The 20085-nt window shown below is 61.2% G+C and carries 19 protein-coding genes; 2 read left to right on the forward strand and 17 right to left on the reverse strand.

Translation table 11 applies throughout. The annotated features are described in order from the left end of the window. The first annotated feature begins 17 nt into the window (after nucleotides 1-17). Entirely contained in the window at nucleotides 18-1457 is a 1440-nt protein-coding gene (gene cls / locus NGM28_RS09485) for a cardiolipin synthase (protein ID WP_252089897.1), read from the forward strand. Between the two features lie 35 nt (nucleotides 1458-1492). Here cls and cfaB read toward each other — a convergent pair whose 3' ends face one another. Next, nucleotides 1493-2677, reverse strand: a complete 1185-nt coding sequence (cfaB, locus tag NGM28_RS09490) for a C17 cyclopropane fatty acid synthase CfaB (protein WP_240064189.1) — start codon at nucleotides 2675-2677, stop codon at nucleotides 1493-1495. A 209-nt stretch (nucleotides 2678-2886) separates the two neighbouring features. Here cfaB and lpdA point away from each other — a divergent pair, with 209 nt between their 5' ends. After that, nucleotides 2887-4287: a dihydrolipoyl dehydrogenase gene (gene lpdA / locus NGM28_RS09495; protein WP_252089898.1), complete on the forward strand. Its 1401-nt coding sequence runs from the start codon at nucleotides 2887-2889 to the stop codon at nucleotides 4285-4287. A 56-nt stretch (nucleotides 4288-4343) separates the two neighbouring features. Here the strand turns inward: lpdA and hcnC are convergent, their stop codons facing one another. The 16 genes from hcnC to NGM28_RS09575 all read right to left on the reverse strand — a co-directional run bounded on the left by hcnC (nucleotide 4344) and on the right by NGM28_RS09575 (nucleotide 20080). After that, on the reverse strand, nucleotides 4344-5594 hold the full coding sequence (hcnC, locus tag NGM28_RS09500; protein ID WP_240064187.1) for a cyanide-forming glycine dehydrogenase subunit HcnC: 1251 nt from the start codon (nucleotides 5592-5594) through the stop codon (nucleotides 4344-4346). A gap of 2 nt (nucleotides 5595-5596) precedes the next feature. Beyond that, the gene (gene hcnB, locus NGM28_RS09505) at nucleotides 5597-6991 is read right to left on the reverse strand and encodes a cyanide-forming glycine dehydrogenase subunit HcnB (protein WP_252089899.1); all 1395 of its coding nucleotides are present in this window, start codon (nucleotides 6989-6991) and stop codon (nucleotides 5597-5599) included. Beyond that, complete coding sequence (hcnA, locus tag NGM28_RS09510; RefSeq protein WP_240064185.1) at nucleotides 6988-7302, reverse strand: cyanide-forming glycine dehydrogenase subunit HcnA; 315 nt, start codon at nucleotides 7300-7302, stop codon at nucleotides 6988-6990. The genes hcnB and hcnA overlap by 4 nt, the downstream gene beginning before the upstream one ends. A gap of 225 nt (nucleotides 7303-7527) precedes the next feature. Continuing rightward, nucleotides 7528-9363: a glutamine--fructose-6-phosphate transaminase (isomerizing) gene (gene glmS, locus NGM28_RS09515; RefSeq protein ID WP_240064184.1), complete on the reverse strand. Its 1836-nt coding sequence runs from the start codon at nucleotides 9361-9363 to the stop codon at nucleotides 7528-7530. 2 nt (nucleotides 9364-9365) lie between these two features. After that, the gene (locus NGM28_RS09520) at nucleotides 9366-10142 is read right to left on the reverse strand and encodes a DeoR/GlpR family DNA-binding transcription regulator (protein WP_240064183.1); all 777 of its coding nucleotides are present in this window, start codon (nucleotides 10140-10142) and stop codon (nucleotides 9366-9368) included. 311 nt (nucleotides 10143-10453) lie between these two features. Next, nucleotides 10454-11821: a bifunctional UDP-N-acetylglucosamine diphosphorylase/glucosamine-1-phosphate N-acetyltransferase GlmU gene (gene glmU, locus NGM28_RS09525; RefSeq protein WP_252089900.1), complete on the reverse strand. Its 1368-nt coding sequence runs from the start codon at nucleotides 11819-11821 to the stop codon at nucleotides 10454-10456. A 122-nt stretch (nucleotides 11822-11943) separates the two neighbouring features. Next, nucleotides 11944-12363: a F0F1 ATP synthase subunit epsilon gene (locus tag NGM28_RS09530; protein WP_011536500.1), complete on the reverse strand. Its 420-nt coding sequence runs from the start codon at nucleotides 12361-12363 to the stop codon at nucleotides 11944-11946. Nucleotides 12364-12407: 44 nt separating this feature from the next. Next, nucleotides 12408-13784, reverse strand: a complete 1377-nt coding sequence (atpD, locus tag NGM28_RS09535; RefSeq protein WP_028690019.1) for a F0F1 ATP synthase subunit beta — start codon at nucleotides 13782-13784, stop codon at nucleotides 12408-12410. Between the two features lie 27 nt (nucleotides 13785-13811). Further along, a complete protein-coding gene (atpG, locus tag NGM28_RS09540) occupies nucleotides 13812-14672 on the reverse strand; it encodes a F0F1 ATP synthase subunit gamma (RefSeq protein WP_028690020.1) in 861 nt (286 codons plus the stop codon). Between the two features lie 48 nt (nucleotides 14673-14720). Next, the gene (gene atpA, locus NGM28_RS09545; protein ID WP_050707597.1) at nucleotides 14721-16265 is read right to left on the reverse strand and encodes a F0F1 ATP synthase subunit alpha; all 1545 of its coding nucleotides are present in this window, start codon (nucleotides 16263-16265) and stop codon (nucleotides 14721-14723) included. A gap of 21 nt (nucleotides 16266-16286) precedes the next feature. Then, nucleotides 16287-16823, reverse strand: a complete 537-nt coding sequence (locus NGM28_RS09550; protein WP_023628561.1) for a F0F1 ATP synthase subunit delta — start codon at nucleotides 16821-16823, stop codon at nucleotides 16287-16289. Nucleotides 16824-16835: 12 nt separating this feature from the next. Further along, on the reverse strand, nucleotides 16836-17306 hold the full coding sequence (locus tag NGM28_RS09555; protein WP_023383136.1) for a F0F1 ATP synthase subunit B: 471 nt from the start codon (nucleotides 17304-17306) through the stop codon (nucleotides 16836-16838). Nucleotides 17307-17363: 57 nt separating this feature from the next. After that, the gene (atpE, locus tag NGM28_RS09560; RefSeq protein WP_003097235.1) at nucleotides 17364-17621 is read right to left on the reverse strand and encodes a F0F1 ATP synthase subunit C; all 258 of its coding nucleotides are present in this window, start codon (nucleotides 17619-17621) and stop codon (nucleotides 17364-17366) included. A gap of 143 nt (nucleotides 17622-17764) precedes the next feature. Continuing rightward, nucleotides 17765-18634 carry a F0F1 ATP synthase subunit A gene (atpB, locus tag NGM28_RS09565; protein WP_240064181.1) on the reverse strand — a complete coding sequence of 290 codons (870 nt, stop codon included), beginning with the start codon at nucleotides 18632-18634 and terminating at the stop codon, nucleotides 17765-17767. 16 nt (nucleotides 18635-18650) lie between these two features. Beyond that, entirely contained in the window at nucleotides 18651-19058 is a 408-nt protein-coding gene (locus NGM28_RS09570) for a F0F1 ATP synthase subunit I (protein ID WP_011536507.1), read from the reverse strand. A 149-nt stretch (nucleotides 19059-19207) separates the two neighbouring features. Then, a complete protein-coding gene (locus NGM28_RS09575; protein WP_011536508.1) occupies nucleotides 19208-20080 on the reverse strand; it encodes a ParB/RepB/Spo0J family partition protein in 873 nt (290 codons plus the stop codon). Nucleotides 20081-20085 lie beyond the last annotated feature (5 nt).

The following is a 20085-nucleotide window of genomic DNA, read 5'->3' on the forward strand; positions in this document are numbered from 1 at the left end:
TGGCAAGCAGGATGCGTATGGATTACCACAGCCCCTACTTCTTCGGTTACTTGATCGGCCTGATTCATCTGCTCGGCATCATCGCTGCGCTACACGCGGTGTTCACCGTACGCACCGCACAAGGTGCGATCGCATGGGCCTTGTCATTGCTGTTCATCCCCTACTTCACCCTCATCCCCTACCTGATCTTCGGGGCCCGTTCGTTCTACGCCTATATCCAGGCGCGCCGCCAGGCCAACCAGGAAATGCACGTGGCCATGGCCAACCTCAACTGGCGCCCCTGGGTGGAAGAGGCGTTGACCGCGCGCGAGTCCGACAGTTACGCAGCCTTGCGAGCGATGCCCAAGCTCGGGCGGATGCCTTGCCTGGCCAATAATGAGGTCAAGCTGCTGATCGACGGCGAAGCCACCTTCAAGGCGATCTTCTCTGCCATCGAAGCCGCCCGGAACACGGTGCTGGTGCAATTCTTCATCATCCACGACGATGCCCTGGGCAGGCAGTTGCAACAGTTGCTGATACGAAAGGCCGCCGAAGGGGTACAGGTATTCGTGCTCTATGACCGGGTCGGCAGCCACGCCTTGCCGGGCAGCTACAGCCAGGTGCTGCGGGACGGCGGTGTGCAGATCCAGGCGTTCGCCACCCGCCGCGGTTGGTTCAACCGCTTCCAGGTCAACTTCCGCAACCACCGCAAGATCGTCGTGGTGGATGGCTTGCGTGGTTTCCTGGGTGGGCACAACGTGGGGGATGAGTACCTCGGCGCCAATCCCCATCTGTCGCCCTGGCGCGACACCCATGTGCAGATCGCCGGCCCGGTGCTGGCCTGCCTGCAGGAGTCGTTCGCCGAGGACTGGTACTGGGCCACGCGCCAGCTGCCGCCGCTGATCCTGCCAGACACCTACCCCGAGAACGGCGTGCTCTGCCAGGCGCTGGCCAGTGGCCCGGCGGACCCGCAGGAAACCTGTGCGCTGTTCTTCCTCGAGGCCATCCACTCGGCCACCCGCCGCGTGTGGATCACCAGCCCCTACTTCATACCCGACGAAGCGATTTTCGCGGCCCTGCGCCTGGCTGTGTTGCGCGGGGTGGATGTTCGCGTCCTGATCCCCTCGCGCCCGGATCATCGCATCGTCTACGCCGCCTCCAGCCTGTTCGCCTTCGAGGCGGTACGTGCCGGGGTGCGCATGTTCCGTTACCAGCCGGGGTTCCTGCACCAGAAGGTGGTGCTGGTGGACGATGAGGTAAGCGCGATCGGCAGCGCCAACCTGGACAACCGCTCCTTCCGCCTGAATTTCGAGATCACCCTGCTGACCGTCGATCGAGCCTTCGCGGACCAGGTGGAGCAAATGCTGCAAACTGACTTCGACCAGGCACGGGAGATCACAGCGGAGGACAGTCGCGATACCCACCGCCTGCAACAGTTGGGGATGCGCATCGCGCGATTGATTTCACCGATCCTTTAAAGCCAAGGGCCTGCTTGAAGCAGGCCCTTGGCGTCTCAGCGGTAGAGATCCTCACGCGTCCACGGCAGGTCATGGTGGCCGTCCGCGTAGGGTTTCACAGCGAGAATCTGGTGCAGGTTGATCCAACCCTTGGAGAACGCGTAGGCACAGCCGGCCAGGTACAGGCGCCAGATACGCAGGGCCTGCTCAGGCACCAGCGCTGCCGCGCGGTGCAGCTGGTTCTCCAGGTTCTCGCTCCAATGGTTGAGGGTCTTGGCGTAGTGCAGGCGCAAGCTCTCCACATCCACCACTTCCAGGCCCACCTCACCAATGCTGGCGCTGATCATCGAGATGTGTGGCAGCTCGCCATGGGGGAAGACATAGCGGTCAATGAACTCACCCGCGCCACGCCCGACCGGGCGGCCGTCCACATGCTTGGCGGTGATGCCGTGGTTCATCACCAGGCCACCCTCGCGCACCGCGCTGAACAACTTCCGGCAATACAGTTCCAGGTTGGCATGGCCGACATGTTCGAACATGCCCACACTGACCACCTTGTCGAAACGGCCATCCTCGGGCAGGTCGCGGTAGTCGAGAATCCGCAGGTCGACCTTGTCGTCCAGCCCCTCTTCCTTGACCCGTTCACGGGCCAACTGCAATTGCTCCTTGCTCAGGGTGATACCGAACACCCTGGCGCCGTATTCACGGGCAGCGAAACGCGCCAGCCCACCCCAGCCGCAACCGACATCGAGCAGGTACTCCCCGGCCTGCAAGCGCAGCTTGCGGCACAGGAGATCGAACTTGTCCTGTTGGGCCTGGGCCAGGGTGTTGTCGGGCTCCTTGAAGTAGGCGCAGGAGTAGGCCATGTCCGGATCCAGCCACAGCTGATAGAACTCATTGGACAGGTCGTAGTGATAGGAGATGGCTTCGGCGTCGGTGCGCTTGTCGTGCGCGGTACGGACGGCCTGCGGTTCGTCTTCACCCTTGAGCAGCGCTTCACTGAGCTCGTCACAGACGCGGATGACCTCCCCGATATCGCCTTCCAGCTCCAGCTTGCCCTCGACGAAGGCTGCACCAAGCTCGGCCAGGCTGGGGTGGGTGAGCTGGGCGATCAGTTGGGGTTCCTTGACCAGGATGGTGACCTGCGGGCTGGGCCCGAGATCGAAGTGGTTGCCGTCCCACAGCTTGACGCGCAAAGGCAAGTGCAGGCTCTGCAACGCGGGTGGAAGTTGCGCAAGCATTCATGACCCTCCCTATCTTTGATTCGGGACGCCACGCCTTACATTACGGACGTCACCGGATCAGGGTAGTTCATTCGTGCGAAGTTTCCGTTAATCGCGACCATGGTCTAGAACTATCTGGCGCAGCGATCTCAACAGATTGTATACAATCTTTCGCGCTCGGACTAACCTTGTGCCCCTCTTCGCTTCCTCACTCTGGAGTAGAACCCATGAAATCCTATGACGTGGTGATCATCGGCGGCGGCCCCGGCGGCTACAACGCAGCCATCCGTGCCGGCCAGCTGGGTCTGAGCGTGGCCTGTGTCGAAGGCCGTTCGACCCTCGGCGGCACCTGCCTGAACGTGGGCTGCATGCCCTCCAAGGCACTGCTGCACGCCTCCGAGCTGTTCGAAGCGGCCAGTGGCGAGGAATTCGCGCACCTGGGTATCGAGGTCAAGCCGACCCTGAACCTGGCCCAGATGATGAAGCAGAAAGACGAGAGCGTGACCGGCCTGACCAAGGGCATCGAGTACCTGTTCCGCAAGAACAAGGTCGATTGGGTCAAGGGCTGGGGCCGCCTGGACGGTGTCGGCAAGGTGATCGTCAAGGCCGAGGACGGCAGCGAGACCACCTTGCAGGCCAAGGACATCGTCATCGCCACCGGCTCCGAACCCACGCCACTGCCCGGCGTGACCATCGATAACCAGCGCATCATCGACTCCACCGGTGCGCTCGCTCTGCCCCAGGTTCCCAAGCACCTGGTGGTGATTGGCGCTGGTGTGATCGGCCTGGAGCTGGGTTCGGTATGGCGTCGCCTGGGCGCCGAAGTGACCGTGATCGAGTACCTGGACCGCATCTGCCCAGGCACCGACAACGAGACTGCGAAGACGCTGCAGAAGGCCTTGGCCAAGCAGGGCATGACCTTCAAGCTCGGCAGCAAGGTGACTCAGGCCACGGCCTCGGCCGACGGTGTCAGCCTGACCCTGGAGCCCGCCGCCGGTGGCACCGCCGAAACCCTGCAGGCCGACTACGTGTTGGTGGCCATCGGCCGGCGCCCATACACCCAGGGCCTGAACCTGGAGAGCGTGGGGCTGGAAACCGACAAGCGCGGCATGCTCGCCAACGATCACCACCGCAGTTCGGTGCCCGGCATCTGGGTGATCGGCGACGTCACTTCAGGCTCCATGCTGGCGCACAAGGCCGAGGACGAAGCGGTTGCCTGCATCGAGCGCATCGCCGGCAAGCCCCATGAGGTCAACTACAACCTGATTCCGGGCGTCATCTATACCCGCCCCGAACTGGCCACGGTCGGCAAGACCGAAGAGCAGCTCAAGGCCGAGGGCCGCGCCTACAAGGTCGGCAAGTTCCCCTTCACCGCCAACAGCCGCGCCAAGATCAACCACGAGACCGAGGGCTTCGCCAAGGTCATCGCCGATGCCAACACCGACGAAGTACTGGGCGTGCATCTGGTTGGCCCGAGCGTCAGCGAGATGATCGGTGAGTTCTGCGTGGCGATGGAGTTCGCCGCCTCCGCCGAAGACATCGCCTTGATCTGCCACCCCCACCCGACCCGTTCCGAGGCCCTGCGCCAGGCGGCGATGAATGTGGATGGCAAGGCAATGCAGATCTGATCGCCCCGCCGGCAGGCTTGCTCCCCCGTAGGAGCCGGCTTGCCGGCGAACCGTCTTCAGCCGTGCGCCAGCTTCTTGTCCACCCCGTCCCGAAACCGCGAGGCCAGGAACGGCGTGATATCCAGCGGCAACGCCTCATTGTGGACAACCTTGTCCAACAGCACCCCGGTAATGGCCGACGTGAGAATCCCGGTACGGAAGTGTCCACAGGCATTGAAATAGCCCTGAACATTATCCACAGGCCCGAGAATCGGCAGCTCATCCGGTGACCCCGGACGCAGCCCGGCCCAGGTACGCTTGAGATTGACCTGTGCCAACTGCGGCACGCAGCGTATCGCCCCCTGCACCAACCCATTGATCTCCGGGAAGGTATTGCTGACATCGAAGCCCTTCTCTTCGGTCGTGCTGCCGATCAGGATCTCGCCGTTGTCCTTCTGCGCCATGTAGCAATCGCTGGTGGTCAGGCAGCCATCGAGCAGCTTGGGCAGGCGCTCGGTCAGGACGATCTGGCCCTTCACCGGCTTGACCGGAATGCTCTCCCCCGTCGCCCACTCACTGAGTTCGGCCGCCCACGCGCCAGCAGCGTTGATCAATGTGCCGCAGTGGAACTCGCCGGCTTCGGCGGTGCGCACGCCCTTGATCCGCGAACCTTCGTGCAGTACGCCGGTGATGTTCACGTTGGGGTACAGGTCGACGCCGTTTTGCCGCGCCGCCTCCATGAACGCATCGCCCAGGCGGAACGGGCTGACCTGGTGATCGCACAGGAACTCCAGCGCACCGGTGGCCTTCAACGTCACCGCTGGCTCAGTGGCACGCAGTGCATCACGGTCAAGCCAGCGTACCTGGTCGGCCAGGTGAGGGATCTGCTTGACGATGTGCTCGGCGTACAACTGGTCCTCTTCATCCTGGATGATGTATTTGAGCCCGGTGCGCTCGAACTTGAAGTCCATGCCGTGGCGCTCGATCAATTCCTGGTGCAGCTGTGGATAAATCGCGTTGGACTGCAGGGCGAAATCGAAAAAGCACTGCGGCAGGATATGCGGCGTGCTGGAATCCACCGCCACGGCCGCGCCGTGGGCCTCGCGCTTGCTACGCGTGGACATCATGCGGAAGAAGATCACCCCGCACCCCAGCCCCACCGATTCACCGATGGCCCATAGCCCGCCCGCCGAAGCTCGGGTGGCGTTGCCTGGGCGCTTGCAATCGATCAGCGCGATCTTCAGGTTGCCGCGCTTGGACAACTGGTAGGCACAGGACGCCCCGATCACCCCGCCGCCCGCAATGATGATGTCGTAATGCTTGTTCATGCTCAGGCCTCCGTGGCAAGTTGTTCGAATGCGGAAAACGGAATCGGGTCCACCGGGAAGCGCGGCCGCAGCCAGCCTACATCCTTGCGCCCGGTGGCGCTGCGCAGGCGATCGCTGCAATAGCCGACGCACATGCGCCCCTGGCAGTCGCCCATGCTCACCCGGGTGCGCATCTTCAGGCTGGCCATGTCCTGCACGCCCTGCTCCAGGGCCAGGTCGATCTGGTCGCGGGTCACGTGCTCGCAGCGGCAGATCACCGTGTCAGCCTGTGGCAGGTCGATCTGTGCGGCGCCACGCGCGGTGTAGCGTTCCACGCCAGAACGGAAACGCTTGATCGCCGCCAGCTTGCCCAGGTACCGCTCGCGCCGTTCGATAGCGTTCTCGGCATCGAGCTTGCCCATCTGCTGGAGCATCGACACCGCGGCGATACGCCCGGTCAGCATGGCCGCCTCCCCGCCACGAATACCGGCCATGTCGCCGGCCAGGTGCACATTGGGTCGGCTGCTCTGCTGCCAGACGTTGCACTCGGCACGCAGGTAGCCGTCCTCGCTGAACCCATGCGCCAGCCCCAATTGCTGGCTGAGCTGGGTGCGCGGGATGAAACCGTAGCCCACGGCCAGCGTCTGCACCGACTCGCGCTGGACGCGGGTCATGTCCGGCTTCCAGTCCTGGGTATAGGGCGCAACGCTGACTTCGCGCAACTCCCCTTCCCCAGTGGCGCCAACCACACCCCAGCCATAGTGCATGGGGATACCGTTTAGCTTCATGTAGGCGAGCATGCTCAAGCCATCGAGGAACAACTGCGGCTTGTTCATCAGCGCCAGGCTTTCCTTGGCGATGCGGTTGAACGAACAGGCTTCGTACACGCCAGCGACCTTGGCGCCAGCGGCGTGCAGCTGGCAGGCCACCAGCGGCAGCAGCGGCCCGGTGCCGGCGATCAGGGTGCTGCCCAGAGGTTTGACCACGCCGCTCTTGATCTGCAGTTGCAGCCCACCCAGCAGGATGACGCCCGGTAGCGTCCAGCCCGGGAACGGCACGTTGCGTTCATGACAGCCGGCGGCCAGCAGCAGGTGGGAATAGTCGATCTCGTGCAGTTGCTCATCGCCGTCGAGCACCATCAGGCGCTGGTCATCCCCACCCACCACTCGGTGGTTCAGGCGCAGGTCGATGTGTTGGGCGCTGGCGGCAAAATCCTCGTGCAGCTTGTTCAGTGCCTTGGTGTAGCGTGGCCCCAGGTACCCCAGGTCGACACCCGCGCGCAGCGGGCCGCGATAGACCACCCCGCCAGGGCGCGACGCTTCATCGAACAACAGGCAATCGACACCATGCTCGGCCAGCTCGATGGCCGCGCCCATGCCAGCCGAACCACCACCAACGATCACAGGACGCAGGCTCATGGACGCTCCTCCTCTTGCACGCGGTTGACCTCGGTCTCCACGCGCATGCCGGGCCTCACCACGGTCTGGCAGGCTCGACGCTTGGGCCGGCCATCGATCTGCACCAGGCAGCAGTGGCAGACACCCATGCCGCAATAAGCACCGCTGAGCTGCCCGTGATCATTGATTGCCAATTGGCGCAGGCCGACCGCGTTGAGCACACTGAGGACGGTTTCACCCGCGCTCGCCACGGTGGGCAGACCGTTGACCAGCAAGGTCATCTCGGCGTCCTCCAGCGGCTGAATATCGTACTTTCGTTCCAGAATCTGCATTTCTTGTCGTCCTTGGTTGCTGGTGAGACGGCGACGTTAGGTGAAACGCAGTGTGAAAACATTGATCCATGCCAGATGCCGGTCGTAGGGGTTTTCCTCAGATGACGAACTGCAACCTGGGTCACGATCCGGACAACATGTTTGGTCATGCCGATGTGGCTGCCGCAAATGAAAACGCCCCTGGCTAGCAGGGGCGTTTTCTCGACAGTGGATGTTGCGATGGCCTTACTCGACCGTCACCGACTTGGCCAGGTTGCGCGGCTGGTCGACATCGGTGCCCTTGAGCACGGCGACGTAGTACGACAGCAACTGCAGCGGGATGGTGTAGAGGATCGGCGCCAAGGCGTCGTTGATGTGCGGCACCTTGATCACGTGGGTGCCCTCGCCATTGCTCATGCCGGCGTTCTCATCGGCGAATACCACCAGCTCGCCACCACGGGCGCGCACTTCCTGCAGGTTGGACTTGAGCTTTTCCAGCAGCTCATTGTTCGGCGCCACGGTGACCACCGGCATGTCATTGTCCACCAGCGCCAGCGGGCCGTGCTTGAGCTCACCGGCCGGGTAGGCTTCAGCGTGGATGTAGGAGATTTCCTTGAGCTTGAGCGCGCCTTCCATCGCCACCGGGTACTGGGCACCGCGGCCGAGGAACAGGGTGTGGTGCTTGTCAGCGAACAGCTCGGCGGTCTTCTCGACCACGCTGTCCATCGCCAGGGCTTCACCCAGGCGCGCAGGTAGGCGACGCAGCTCTTCCACCAGCTCGGCTTCGACACCGGCTTCCAGGGTGCCGCGCACTTGGCCCAGGGCCAGGGTCAGCAGCATCAGCGACACCAGCTGGGTGGTGAACGCCTTGGTGGAAGCCACACCGATTTCCGGACCCGCCAGGGTCAGCAGGGTCAGGTCGGATTCACGCACCAGCGAGCTGATACCAACGTTACAGATCGCCAGGCTGCCCAGGAAGCCCAGCTCCTTGGCATTGCGCAGGGCTGCCAGGGTATCGGCGGTCTCGCCCGACTGGGAGATGGAGACGAACAGGGTGTCTGGCTGTACAACGACCTTGCGGTAGCGGAACTCACTGGCCACTTCCACCTGGCACGGGATACCGGCCAGGCTTTCGAGCCAGTAACGGGCAACCATGCCGGCGTGGTAGCTGGTACCGCAGGCGACGATCTGCACATTACGCACTTTGGCGAACAGCTCGGCCGCTTTCGGGCCGAAGGCTTGGACCATGACGTGGTCTTTGCCCAGGCGACCTTCCAGGGTACGCTGCACCACGGTCGGCTGCTCATGGATCTCCTTGAGCATGAAGTGGCGGAACGCGCCCTTGTCGGCGGCTTCGGCGCCTTCGTGATACTGCACGGTTTCACGCTGGACGGGGTGGCCGGCCTGATCCCAGACCTTCACCTGGTCGCGGCGGATCTCGGCGATGTCGCCCTCCTCCAGGTACATGAAGCGGTCTGTGACCTGGCGCAGGGCCAACTGGTCGGAGGCGAGGAAGTTTTCACCGAGACCCAGGCCGATCACCAGCGGGCTGCCACTGCGCGCGGCCACCAGGCGATCGGGCTGAGCCTTGTTGATCAACGCCAGGCCATAGGCGCCGTGCAGGCGCTTGACTACAGACTTGAGGGCATCGGTGAGGTCCGGGATGCTCTTGAGGGTGTGGTGGATCAGGTGGACGATGACCTCGGTGTCAGTCTGCGAGACGAACACATAACCCAGCCCCTTGAGTTCCTCACGCAGCTCTTCGTGGTTTTCGATGATGCCGTTGTGCACCACCGCTACATCGCTGCCAGAGAAGTGCGGGTGGGCATTACCCTCGGTCGGCGCACCATGGGTGGCCCAACGGGTGTGGGCGATGCCCAGCTGGCCGATCAGCGGGTCGGCGGCATTGGCGGCGTCCAGTTCGGCGACCTTGCCGATGCGGCGGCGACGCTGCAGTTCACCCTGCTGGGTGTAAACAGCCAGGCCGGCGCTGTCATAGCCGCGGTACTCGAGGCGTTTGAGGCCTTCGATGAGGATGGCTGTGATGTTGCGCTCGGCTACGGCACCAACGATTCCACACATGGTTATTGCTCCTGGCTGATCGCGGCACAGATCAAGTTGATGCCGCGGGCTTGAATGTGTTCGCGTGCCGCTGTGGGCAGGCGTTCGTCTGTAATAAGGGTGTGCACGCTGCCCCAGGGCAGCTCGAGGTTGGGGATCTTGCGTCCGACCTTGTCGGACTCGACCATCACGATCACCTCACGGGCCACTTCGGCCATGACCCGGCTCAGGCCGAGCAGTTCATTGAAGGTCGTAGTGCCACGGTTGAGGTCGATGCCATCGGCACCAATGAACAACTGGTCGAAATCGTAGGAGCGCAGAACCTGCTCGGCGACCTGCCCCTGGAACGATTCGGAATGCGGATCCCAAGTGCCACCGGTCATCAGCAGCACTGGCTCGTGCTCGAGCTCGCTGATGGCGCGGGCCACGTTCAAGGAATTGGTCATCACCACCAGCCCCGGCTGGCGCCCCAGCTCCGGGATCATGGCGGCCGTGGTGCTGCCGCTGTCGATGATGATGCGCGCGTGTTCGCGAATCCGGCCCACGGCGGCCCGGGCGATGGCTTTCTTGTAAGCAGAAACGGGCTGTGCGGGTTCGCCCAGCATTTCTTGCGGAACGGGTACTGCACCACCGTAGCGGCGCAGCAACAGGCCGTGGGATTCAAGCGCCGCGAGATCCTTGCGGATAGTCACTTCCGAGGTTTCGAAGCGCTTGGCCAGCGCATCCACACTTACCTCGCCCTGCTCGCTGAGCAAGGCCAGTATGTTACGGCGGCGTTGGGGCGTGTTTCGTTTCGACATTGGCTCTTAAGTTTCGATTCGAAAGATAATGGTTGCAATCAAAACTCAAGTTTGGGGATTCGTCAAGGTTAGCGATCAGAAATCGCAGGCTGTGTATAAGTGGCCGATGTTCATAAGACGCATTCGCTCTGCGAGAGTCTCTTCGCCGTATAGACCCGCTTTCATGGAACTAACTGTTGTAGGAGCGGCTTTAGCCGCGATCACCCGCGAGCACCGCGTTGCCTGTATCGCGGCTAAAGCCGCTCCTACAGACAATAAAAAAGCCGACTTATTCACATAAGTCGGCTTTCGATCGAAAGGGCTGTGGATAATCAGCTCTTCTTGATCTTCTCTGGCCGTTTCCAGCCGTCGATATTGCGTTGACGGGCCCGTGCTACAGCCAGTTGCCCGCCTTCCACCGCCTGAGTGATGGTCGAACCCGCCGCCGTGGTGGCCCCGGCCTGGATTTCCACAGGTGCCACCAGCGAGTTGTTGGAACCGATGAACACATCCTCGCCCATTACGGTGCGGAACTTGTTGGCACCATCGTAGTTGCAGGTAATGGTACCGGCACCGATGTTGGTGCGCGCGCCGATCTCGGCATCCCCCAGGTAGGTCAGGTGACCAGCCTTGGCGCCCTCGCCCAGGTGCGCGTTCTTCAGTTCGACGAAGTTACCCACATGGGCCTTGGCGTCCAGCACACTGCCTGGACGCAGGCGAGCGAACGGGCCGGCGTCGCTGCCTTCGCCCATCACCGCGCCTTCGATATGGCTGTTGGCCTTGATCACCACGCCCTTGCGCAGGGTGCTGTCCTTGATCACGCAGTTGGGGCCGATCTGCACGTCATCCTCGATGACCACCTTGCCTTCGAGAATCACGTTGATATCGATCAGCACATCGCGGCCGACGATGACTTCGCCACGCACGTCGAAACGCGCAGGATCACGCAGGGTCACGCCCTGGGCCATTAGGCGGCGGCCTTCACGCAGCTGGTAATGACGCTCAAGTTCGGACAGCTGGCGGCGGTCGTTCGCCCCTTGCACCTCCATTGGATCGTGGGGTTGCTCGGTGGCTACCACCAGGCCGTCGGATACGGCCATGGCGATCACATCGGTGAGGTAGTACTCGCCCTGGGCGTTGTTGTTGGACAAACGGCCCATCCAGTCGGCCAAGCGCGCTGCGGGCATGGCGAGAATGCCGGTGTTGCCTTCCTTGATCGCCTTCTGCGCTTCGCTGGCGTCCTTGTGCTCGACGATAGCAGTCACGTTACCCGCCGCGTCGCGCACGATGCGACCGTAACCCGTCGGGTCCTGCAACGTCACGGTGAGCAGGCCCAATTGCTGCTCGCTGACCTTGGCCAGCAGGCGCTGCAGGGTTTCCACCTCGATCAACGGCACATCGCCGTACAGCACCAGCACGGTTTCAGAAGCAATTGCCGGCAGCGCCTGAGCCACGGCATGGCCGGTACCGAGTTGTTTGTCCTGCATGACGAAGTTCAGATCGTCTGCGGCCAGTCGCTCGCGTACCTGCTCGGCGCCATGGCCGATGACCACGTGGATACCTTGGGGCTGCAGCTGGCGCGCGCTGTGGATAACATGGCCAAGCATGGAGTTGCCGGCGACCGGGTGCAGCACCTTGGGCAGTGCGGAACGCATACGAGTGCCCTGGCCTGCGGCGAGAATGACGATATCGAGGGACATGACTGGCTACCAATCCTGGGCGGTCAGGGACGTGACCGAAGAGGGAATTTCAGAAAAAGAAAAAGGGTAGCCGAGGCTACCCTTTAACTCAATCGCAATGGAAGTGACCGGCCAAAGCCAGATTACTTGCCTTTGCGCAATTGCTGGACAGTGCGCAACTGAGCTGCAGCCTCGGCCAGACGTGCGGCAGCAGCGCCGTAGTCGAAGTCCGAGCTTTTCGCATTCAGGGCGTTCTCGGCAGCCTTGAGGGCTTCCTGAGCCTGAGCTTCGTCCAGGTCGGCAGCACGCTGCACGGTGTCGGCAAGAACCTTGACCATGTTCGGCTGCACTTCGAGGAAGCCACCGGAGATGTAGAACACCTCACGATCGCCACCTTGCTTGGTCAGCGTGATCGGACCTGGCTTGAGATTGGTGATCAGCGGCGCGTGGCCTGGAGCGATACCCAGATCGCCCAGGTTGCCGTGCGCTACTACCATCTCGACCAGGCCGGAGAAGATCTCTCCTTCCGCGCTGACGATATCGCAATGGACTGTCATAGCCATCTGCTTGCCTCAACCTGAAAAGCGCCCCTTGCGGGGCGCCGGGATTACAGTTTCTTGGCTTTCTCGATCGCTTCGTCGATGCTGCCGACCATGTAGAACGCTTGTTCTGGCAGGTGGTCGTAGTCACCTTTGAGGATGCCGCTGAAGCCAGCGATGGTGTCCTTGAGCGAAACGTACTTGCCTGGCGAGCCGGTGAAGACTTCGGCCACGAAGAACGGCTGCGACAGGAAGCGCTGGATCTTACGAGCGCGGGCAACCAGTTGCTTGTCGGCTTCGGACAGTTCGTCCATACCCAGGATCGCGATGATGTCCTTCAGCTCTTTGTAGCGCTGCAGAACATACTGAACGCCACGAGCGGTCTCGTAGTGCTCGGTACCGATCACGTTCGGGTCCAGCTGGCGCGAAGTCGAGTCCAGTGGGTCGACCGCTGGGTAGATACCCAGGGAAGCAATGTCACGGGACAGAACGACGGTGGCGTCCAAGTGGGCGAAGGTAGTCGCTGGCGACGGGTCGGTCAGGTCGTCCGCAGGTACGTATACGGCCTGGACGGAGGTGATCGAACCTTCCTTGGTCGAAGTGATGCGCTCTTGCAGAACGCCCATCTCTTCGGCCAGGGTCGGCTGGTAACCTACTGCCGAAGGCATACGGCCCAGCAGTGCGGATACTTCGGTACCGGCCAGGGTGTAACGATAGATGTTGTCGACGAACAGCAGAACGTCGTTACCTTCGTCACGGAACTTCTCAGCCATGGTCAGGCCGGTCAGCGCTACGCGCAGACGGTTTCCTGGTGGCTCGTTCATCTGACCGTAGACCAGCGCTACCTTGTCGAGAACGTTGGAGTCCTTCATCTCGTGGTAGAAGTCGTTACCCTCACGAGTACGCTCACCCACACCAGCGAACACGGAGTAACCGCTGTGTTCCATGGCGATGTTACGGATCAGTTCCATCATGTTCACGGTCTTGCCGACACCGGCACCACCGAACAGGCCAACCTTACCGCCCTTGGCGAACGGGCAGACCAGGTCGATAACCTTGATGCCGGTTTCCAGCAGGTCGTTGCCGCCTGCCTGGTCAGAGAACGAAGGCGCTGGCTGGTGGATACCGCGACGCTCTTCTTCGCCGATTGGGCCGGCTTCGTCGATCGGGTTGCCCAGGACGTCCATGATGCGGCCCAGGGTTGCCTTGCCGACAGGTACCGAGATGGCAGCCTTGGTGTCGACGACATCCAGACCGCGCTTCAGACCTTCGGTCGAGCCCATCGCAATGGTACGAACCACGCCGTCGCCCAGCTGCTGCTGAACTTCCAGGGTGGTTTCCGCGCCTTGTACTTTCAGCGCGTTGTAAACACTCGGCACGGCGTCACGTGGGAATTCCACGTCGATGACGGCGCCGATGATTTGAACGATACGTCCGCTACTCATAGCTGGATCCTCTGAATTTTTGAACCGTTAAACCGCGGCAGCGCCGCCGACGATTTCCGAGATCTCCTGGGTGATCGCAGCCTGACGCGCCTTGTTGTAGATCAACTGAAGCTCTTTGATCAAATCACCGGCGTTGTCTGTGGCGTTCTTCATGGCGATCATCCGGGCCGCTTGTTCAGCAGCGTTGTTCTCGACCACCGCCTGGTAAACCTGCGACTCCACGTAACGCACCATCAAGCCGTCCAGCAGCTCTTTTGCGTCGGGTTCGTACAGGTAGTCCCAGTGGTGCTTGAGTTCCTGATCCGGGGTTGCCACCAACGGTACCAACTGCTCTACCGTCGGTTTTTGGGTCATGGTGTTGATGAACTTGTTCGAAACCACCGAGAGGCGATCGATACGGCCGTCCAGGTAGGCGTCCAGCATCACTTTGACGGAGCCAATCAGATCGTTGATCGATGGCTCTTCGCCCAGGTGGCTGATCGCGGCTACGACGTTGCCGCCAAAGATGCGGAAGAAAGTCGCACCCTTGCTGCCGATCACGCACAGGTCGATTTCCACGCCCTGTTCGCGGTTTTCGTTCATGTCCTTGACCAGGGCCTTGAACAGGTTGGTGTTCAAGCCACCGCACAGACCACGGTCACTGCTCACCACGATATAACCGGCGCGCTTCACAGGGCGCTCGATCATGAACGGGTGGCGGTATTCCGGGTTGGCGTTGGCCAGATGACCGATCACCTGGCGGATACGCTCCGCGTAAGGACGGCTAGCAGCCATGCGCATTTGTGCCTTGCGCATCTTGCTTACCGCCACTTTCTCCATGGCGCTGGTAATTTTTTGCGTGCTTTTGATGCTCGCAATCTTACTGCGAATCTCTTTTGCGCCTGCCATGTATCACCTATCAGGTTAGCAAGCGGGGGCCGCAGCCCCCGCTGCGGCTTACCAGGTCTGGGTGGCCTTGAACTTCTCGATACCGGCTTTCATGCCAGCGTCGATTTCGTCGTTGAAGTCACCCTTCACGTTGATCTTCGCCATCAGTTCGGCGTGATCACGGTTGAAGTAGGCGATCAGAGCTTGCTCGAAGCTACCGACCTTGGCGACTTCTACGTCGGTCAGGAAGCCACGCTCAGCGGCGTACAGCGACAGGGCCATGTCGGCGATCGACATTGGCGCGTACTGCTTCTGCTTCATCAGCTCGGTAACGCGCTGACCATGCTCCAGCTGCTTGCGGGTAGCCTCGTCCAGGTCAGAAGCGAACTGGGCGAATGCCGCCAGTTCACGGTACTGAGCCAGAGCGGTACGGATACCACCGGACAGCTTCTTGATGATCTTGGTCTGGGCGGCGCCACCAACACGGGATACCGACACACCGGCGTTAACGGCAGGACGGATGCCTGCGTTGAACATGGCCGATTCCAGGAAGATCTGACCGTCGGTGATCGAGATCACGTTGGTCGGAACGAACGCGGAAACGTCGCCAGCCTGGGTTTCGATGATCGGCAGAGCGGTCAGCGAGCCAGTCTTGCCGGTTACGGCACCGTTGGTGAACTTCTCGACGTACTCTTCGGAAACGCGCGATGCACGCTCCAGCAGACGGGAGTGGAGATAGAACACGTCGCCTGGGTACGCTTCACGTCCTGGTGGACGGCGCAGCAGCAGGGAGATCTGACGGTAGGCAACGGCCTGCTTGGACAGGTCATCGTAAACGATCAGCGCGTCTTCACCGCGGTCACGGAAGAATTCGCCCATGGTGCAGCCGGCGTATGGCGCCAGGAACTGCAGTGCGGCGGATTCCGAAGCACTGGCAACGACCACGATGGTGTTGGCCAGGGCACCGGCTTCTTCCAGCTTGCGAACGATGTTGGCAACGGTGGAGCGCTTTTGGCCGACTGCAACATAAACACAGAAAATACCGGAGTCTTTCTGGTTGATGATGGCGTCGATGGCCATGGCGGTCTTGCCGATCTGACGGTCACCGATGATCAGCTCGCGCTGGCCACGGCCGACAGGGATCATGGCGTCGACGGACTTGTAGCCAGTCTGTACAGGCTGGTCTACCGACTTACGCCAGATCACGCCTGGAGCCACTTTCTCGACCGCGTCGGTCTGGGTGTTGCCCAGAGGACCTTTGCCGTCGATCGGGTTACCCAGTGCGTCGACGACGCGACCCAGCAGTTCCTTACCAACCGGAACTTCCAGGATGCGACCGGTGCACTTGGCGCTCATGCCTTCGGCGAGGGTGTCATAGGCACCCAGGATCACTGCACCTACGGAGTCTTGCTCCAGGTTCAGTGCCATGCCGAATACGCTGCCAGGGAACTCGATCATTTCGCCGTACATGACGTCGGCCAGACCGTGGATCCGCACGATGCCGTCGGAAACCGAAACGACGGTACCTTCGTTACGGGCTTGGGAGCCGACATCGAGGTTGTCGATGCGGCCCTTGATGATTTCACTAATTTCGGAAGGATTGAGTTGCTGCATTGCTCTGCTGCCCCTTCAAACTCAAGATTTCAAGGCTTCGGCCAGTTTCGCGATTTTCCCGCGAACCGAACCGTCGATTACCAGGTCGCCAGCGCGGATGACGACGCCGCCGATCAGGCTGGCATCCTCCGACGCGTGCAGGCGCACTTCCTGGCCTAACCGTGCACTGAGAACCTTGGCGAGTTTGTCTTGCTGTTCTTGGTTCAACGCAAAAGCACTGGTGACTTCCACGTCCACGGACTTCTCTTGCTCGGCCTTGTACAGGTCGAACAGAGTCGAAATCTCCGGCAGAAGCAGGAGACGTTCGTTTTCCGCGGCAACATGAATGAAATTCTGTGCCTTAGCGTCAAACTTGTCACCGCACACTTCAATGAATGCGGCGGCCTTTTCTGCGCTAGTCAGTTGCGGGGCCTTGAGCAGGCGCTGCATGGTGTCGTCTTGCGACACCGCAGCAGCCAGGCCGAGCATGGCTGACCAATTGGCCAGTTGCTGATGGGCCTGGGCATGCTCGAAGGCAGCCTTAGCGTAAGGTCGGGCCAACGTGGTCAGTTCTGCCATGATCGCCCTCGCTTAAATTTCAGCGGCCAGTTTGTTAACCAGCTCCGCATGCGCGTTTTGATCGATTGTGGCGCCAAGGATCTTTTCAGCACCGCCAACGGCCAGGGCACCCACTTGGGCACGCAGGGCGTCTTTGACGCTGTTCAGTTCCTGTTCGATCTCGGCTTGAGCCTGAGCCTTCACACGGTCAGCTTCGACGCGGGCCTGTTCACGGGCTTCCTCGACAAGCTGAGCAGCGCGTTTCTTGCTTTGCTCAATGATTTCGGCTGCCTGTGCCTTCGCTTCACGCAGTTGCTGACCCGCTTTCTCTTGGGCCAGCTCCAGGTCGCGAGCTGCGCGGTTGGCAGCGTCCAAGCCGTCGGCAATCTTCTTTTGGCGCTCTTGCAGGGCAGTGATGACCGGAGGCCATACGTACTTCATGCAGAAGAGTACAAAAATCAGGAAAGCAACGGATTGGCCAATCAGGGTTGCATTAATGTTCACGCCAACACCTCGCTCGGTCTTTGTCCATCACACCAATCAACTCGTAAGAACGAGTGATTAGCCGGCGATCTGACCAACGAAGGGGTTCGCGAAGGTGAAGAACAGAGCGATACCAACACCGATCATGGTGACGGCGTCGAGCAGACCGGCAACGATGAACATTTTGACCTGCAGCATCGGAACCATTTCTGGTTGACGAGCAGCGCCTTCCAGGAACTTGCCGCCCAGCAGGCCGAAACCAATGGCGGTACCCAGAGCACCCAGGCCGATCAGCAGAGCAACAGCGATAGCGGTCAGACCAACTACAGTTTCCATCTTTCCTCCCGACTTTTACGTCGTATTGGTTAGGTTTTTAGTTTGAAGCGGTAAAACAAATCGTTTGGTACAGCTGCCCTTGCGGACATTTTAAGCCCTCCCCCCAAACGGGCGGGGAAGGCTATCAGACACGCCAGGCGGTCTTAATGGTTATCTTCGTGAGCCATCGACAGGTAGACGATGGTCAGCATCATGAAGATGAAGGCTTGCAGGGTGATGATCAGGATGTGGAACACCGCCCACGCCCACTGCAGCACCACACCCAGGCCGCTGAGCCAGAGGATGCCGGCGCCGAACATCACGGCGATCAGGATGAACACCAGCTCGCCGGCGTACATGTTGCCGAACAGACGCAGGGCCAGCGAGATCGGCTTGGCGATCAGGGTGACGAATTCGAGCAGGAAGTTCACCGGGATCAGCAGGATCTGAACGAAGATGTTCTTGCTGCCGAACGGGTGCAGGGTCAGTTCGCCAAGGAAGCCGCCCAGGCCCTTGACCTTGATGCTGTAGAAGATGATCAGGGCGAAGACGCTGAAGGCCATGGCCAGCGTGGCGTTCGGGTCGGTGGTCGATACAGCACGGAACGGAATGTGCGGATCACCGGAGATCAGGATCGCCAGCTGAGGAATCCAGTCGACCGGTACCAGGTCGATGGCGTTCATCAGGAAGACCCAGACGAAGATGGTCAGTGCCAGCGGAGCAATTACCGGGCTACGGCCGTGGAACGAGTCCTTGACACTGCCGTGGACGAAGTCCACCAGCACTTCCACGAAGTTCTGCAGACCGCTCGGTTGGCCGGAAGTCGCCTTCTTGGCCGCCATGCGGAAGATGAACAGGAAGATCAGACCCAGCGCAACGGACCAGCCGAGGGTGTCCACGTGGAACGCCCAGAAGCCCATTGCCTTGGCTTCTGCAGCCGAATGGGCGAAGCCCCAGCTGCCGTCTGGTAGTTGACCGTAGGTCAGGTTCTGCAAGTGGTGCTGGATATAGCCCGAAGCGGTTTCTGCTGCCATGGTTGCCTCAAACGCCCTAAGGTCTCGAAAGTCTTTTATTCATCAGCAGGGGCGCGAACCAGCTGACCAAAAGGGTCAGCACGAAGACGCCGAATACTGCCAACGGCGCCAATGGCTTCACTCCTGCGAAGGTCAGTGCAAACAGCACTGCCGTCAAAATCATCTTGCCTGCCTCGCCAGCGTAGAACGACTTGACGATGGCCTGCGCCGCCCGGGCTCCGCTGAAGCGAAAAGCCTTCCAGGCGAAATACACATTGGGCAGCCAGGCAATCAGCCCTCCGCAGAGACCTGAATATCCACTGACCACCCCTTTCCACTGCCACAACACCAACGTTGCCAGCAGCAGCACGACAAATTGAGCCAGCAGTACCGGAAAAACCGCCCAGCGATGGAAAGGCAGGCGGTTTGGCGTGCGGATTTCCATCACAACTGCTCCTCGAAAGTCGACCGCCTAGTCAGCAATGACTTGGCATAATTTGTGCCGACAAAATGCGCGCAGAGTATAGGGGTGGATTAACCCCTATTCAACTCTTCGGTAGTGATTTCCGACTGCGCGCTACAACGGGAATTGTTTCAGCGGATGTGAGCAAGCACACCTTGCAACTCGTCAAGCGAGTTGTAGCGAATAACCAACTGGCCCTTGCCCTTGTTGCCATGGCGAATTTGCACCGCCGAGCCCAGCCGCTCTGCCAGACGCTGTTCGAGGCGCGCGATATCCGGATCTGGTTTGCTCGCTTCGACCGGCTCAGGCTTGCCGTTGAGCCACTGGCGCACCAGTGCCTCGGTTTGGCGCACGGTGAGGCCGCGTGCGACAACATGACGCGCCCCTTCTTCCTGGCGATCTTCCTCGAGGCCGAGCAAGGCGCGGGCGTGGCCCATCTCCAGGTCACCGTGGGCAAGCATGGTCTTGATCGCCTCGGGCAGCGAGATCAGGCGCAGCAGGTTGGCCACGGTCACCCGCGACTTGCCGACGGCGTCGGCCACTTGCTGTTGCGTAAGCTCGAACTCTTGCTGCAGGCGCTGCAGGGCAAGCGCCTCTTCCAGCGGGTTGAGGTCCTCGCGCTGGATGTTCTCGATCAGCGCCATGGCGATGGCGGCTTCGTCGGGCACTTCGCGGACCATGGCCGGGACGGTGTCCAGGCCGGCCTGCTGCGTGGCGCGCCAGCGGCGCTCACCAGCGATGATCTCGTAGCGGTTGTCGCCGATCGGGCGCACCACGATCGGTTGCATGACGCCATGGGTGCGGATCGAATGCGCCAGTTCTTCCAGCGCCTCGGGATCCATGTCGCGGCGCGGCTGGTACTTGCCGCGCTGGATCAGCTCGACCGGCAGCTGTTGCAGTTCTTTCTGGTCGATCTTGACAGCCTGCGCCTCGAGCGCGCTGACGGAAGGACCACTGAGCAGTGCATCCAACCCACGTCCGAGACCGCGTTTCTTGATGGCCATGCGGA

Origin of the sequence: Pseudomonas sp. MWU13-3659, assembly GCF_023757525.1 — a bacterium.
Lineage (GTDB): Bacteria > Pseudomonadota > Gammaproteobacteria > Pseudomonadales > Pseudomonadaceae > Aquipseudomonas > Aquipseudomonas entomophila_E.

Bases quoted from the DNA above. Each gene is read 5' to 3' on its own strand.
- cls (WP_252089897.1), top strand. From the start codon at position 18: ATGGATTACCACAGCCCCTACTTCTTCGGTTACTTGATCGGCCTGATT.
- cfaB (WP_240064189.1), bottom strand. From the start codon at position 2,677: ATGCTTGCGCAACTTCCACCCGCGTTGCAGAGCCTGCACTTGCCTTTG.
- lpdA (WP_252089898.1), top strand. From the start codon at position 2,887: ATGAAATCCTATGACGTGGTGATCATCGGCGGCGGCCCCGGCGGCTAC.
- hcnC (WP_240064187.1), bottom strand. From the start codon at position 5,594: ATGAACAAGCATTACGACATCATCATTGCGGGCGGCGGGGTGATCGGG.
- hcnB (WP_252089899.1), bottom strand. From the start codon at position 6,991: ATGAGCCTGCGTCCTGTGATCGTTGGTGGTGGTTCGGCTGGCATGGGC.
- hcnA (WP_240064185.1), bottom strand. From the start codon at position 7,302: ATGCAGATTCTGGAACGAAAGTACGATATTCAGCCGCTGGAGGACGCC.
- glmS (WP_240064184.1), bottom strand. From the start codon at position 9,363: ATGTGTGGAATCGTTGGTGCCGTAGCCGAGCGCAACATCACAGCCATC.
- NGM28_RS09520 (WP_240064183.1), bottom strand. From the start codon at position 10,142: ATGTCGAAACGAAACACGCCCCAACGCCGCCGTAACATACTGGCCTTG.
- glmU (WP_252089900.1), bottom strand. From the start codon at position 11,821: ATGTCCCTCGATATCGTCATTCTCGCCGCAGGCCAGGGCACTCGTATG.
- NGM28_RS09530 (WP_011536500.1), bottom strand. From the start codon at position 12,363: ATGGCTATGACAGTCCATTGCGATATCGTCAGCGCGGAAGGAGAGATC.
- atpD (WP_028690019.1), bottom strand. From the start codon at position 13,784: ATGAGTAGCGGACGTATCGTTCAAATCATCGGCGCCGTCATCGACGTG.
- atpG (WP_028690020.1), bottom strand. From the start codon at position 14,672: ATGGCAGGCGCAAAAGAGATTCGCAGTAAGATTGCGAGCATCAAAAGC.
- atpA (WP_050707597.1), bottom strand. From the start codon at position 16,265: ATGCAGCAACTCAATCCTTCCGAAATTAGTGAAATCATCAAGGGCCGC.
- NGM28_RS09550 (WP_023628561.1), bottom strand. From the start codon at position 16,823: ATGGCAGAACTGACCACGTTGGCCCGACCTTACGCTAAGGCTGCCTTC.
- atpE (WP_003097235.1), bottom strand. From the start codon at position 17,621: ATGGAAACTGTAGTTGGTCTGACCGCTATCGCTGTTGCTCTGCTGATC.
- atpB (WP_240064181.1), bottom strand. From the start codon at position 18,634: ATGGCAGCAGAAACCGCTTCGGGCTATATCCAGCACCACTTGCAGAAC.
- NGM28_RS09570 (WP_011536507.1), bottom strand. From the start codon at position 19,058: ATGGAAATCCGCACGCCAAACCGCCTGCCTTTCCATCGCTGGGCGGTT.
- NGM28_RS09575 (WP_011536508.1), bottom strand. From the start codon at position 20,080: ATGGCCATCAAGAAACGCGGTCTCGGACGTGGGTTGGATGCACTGCTC.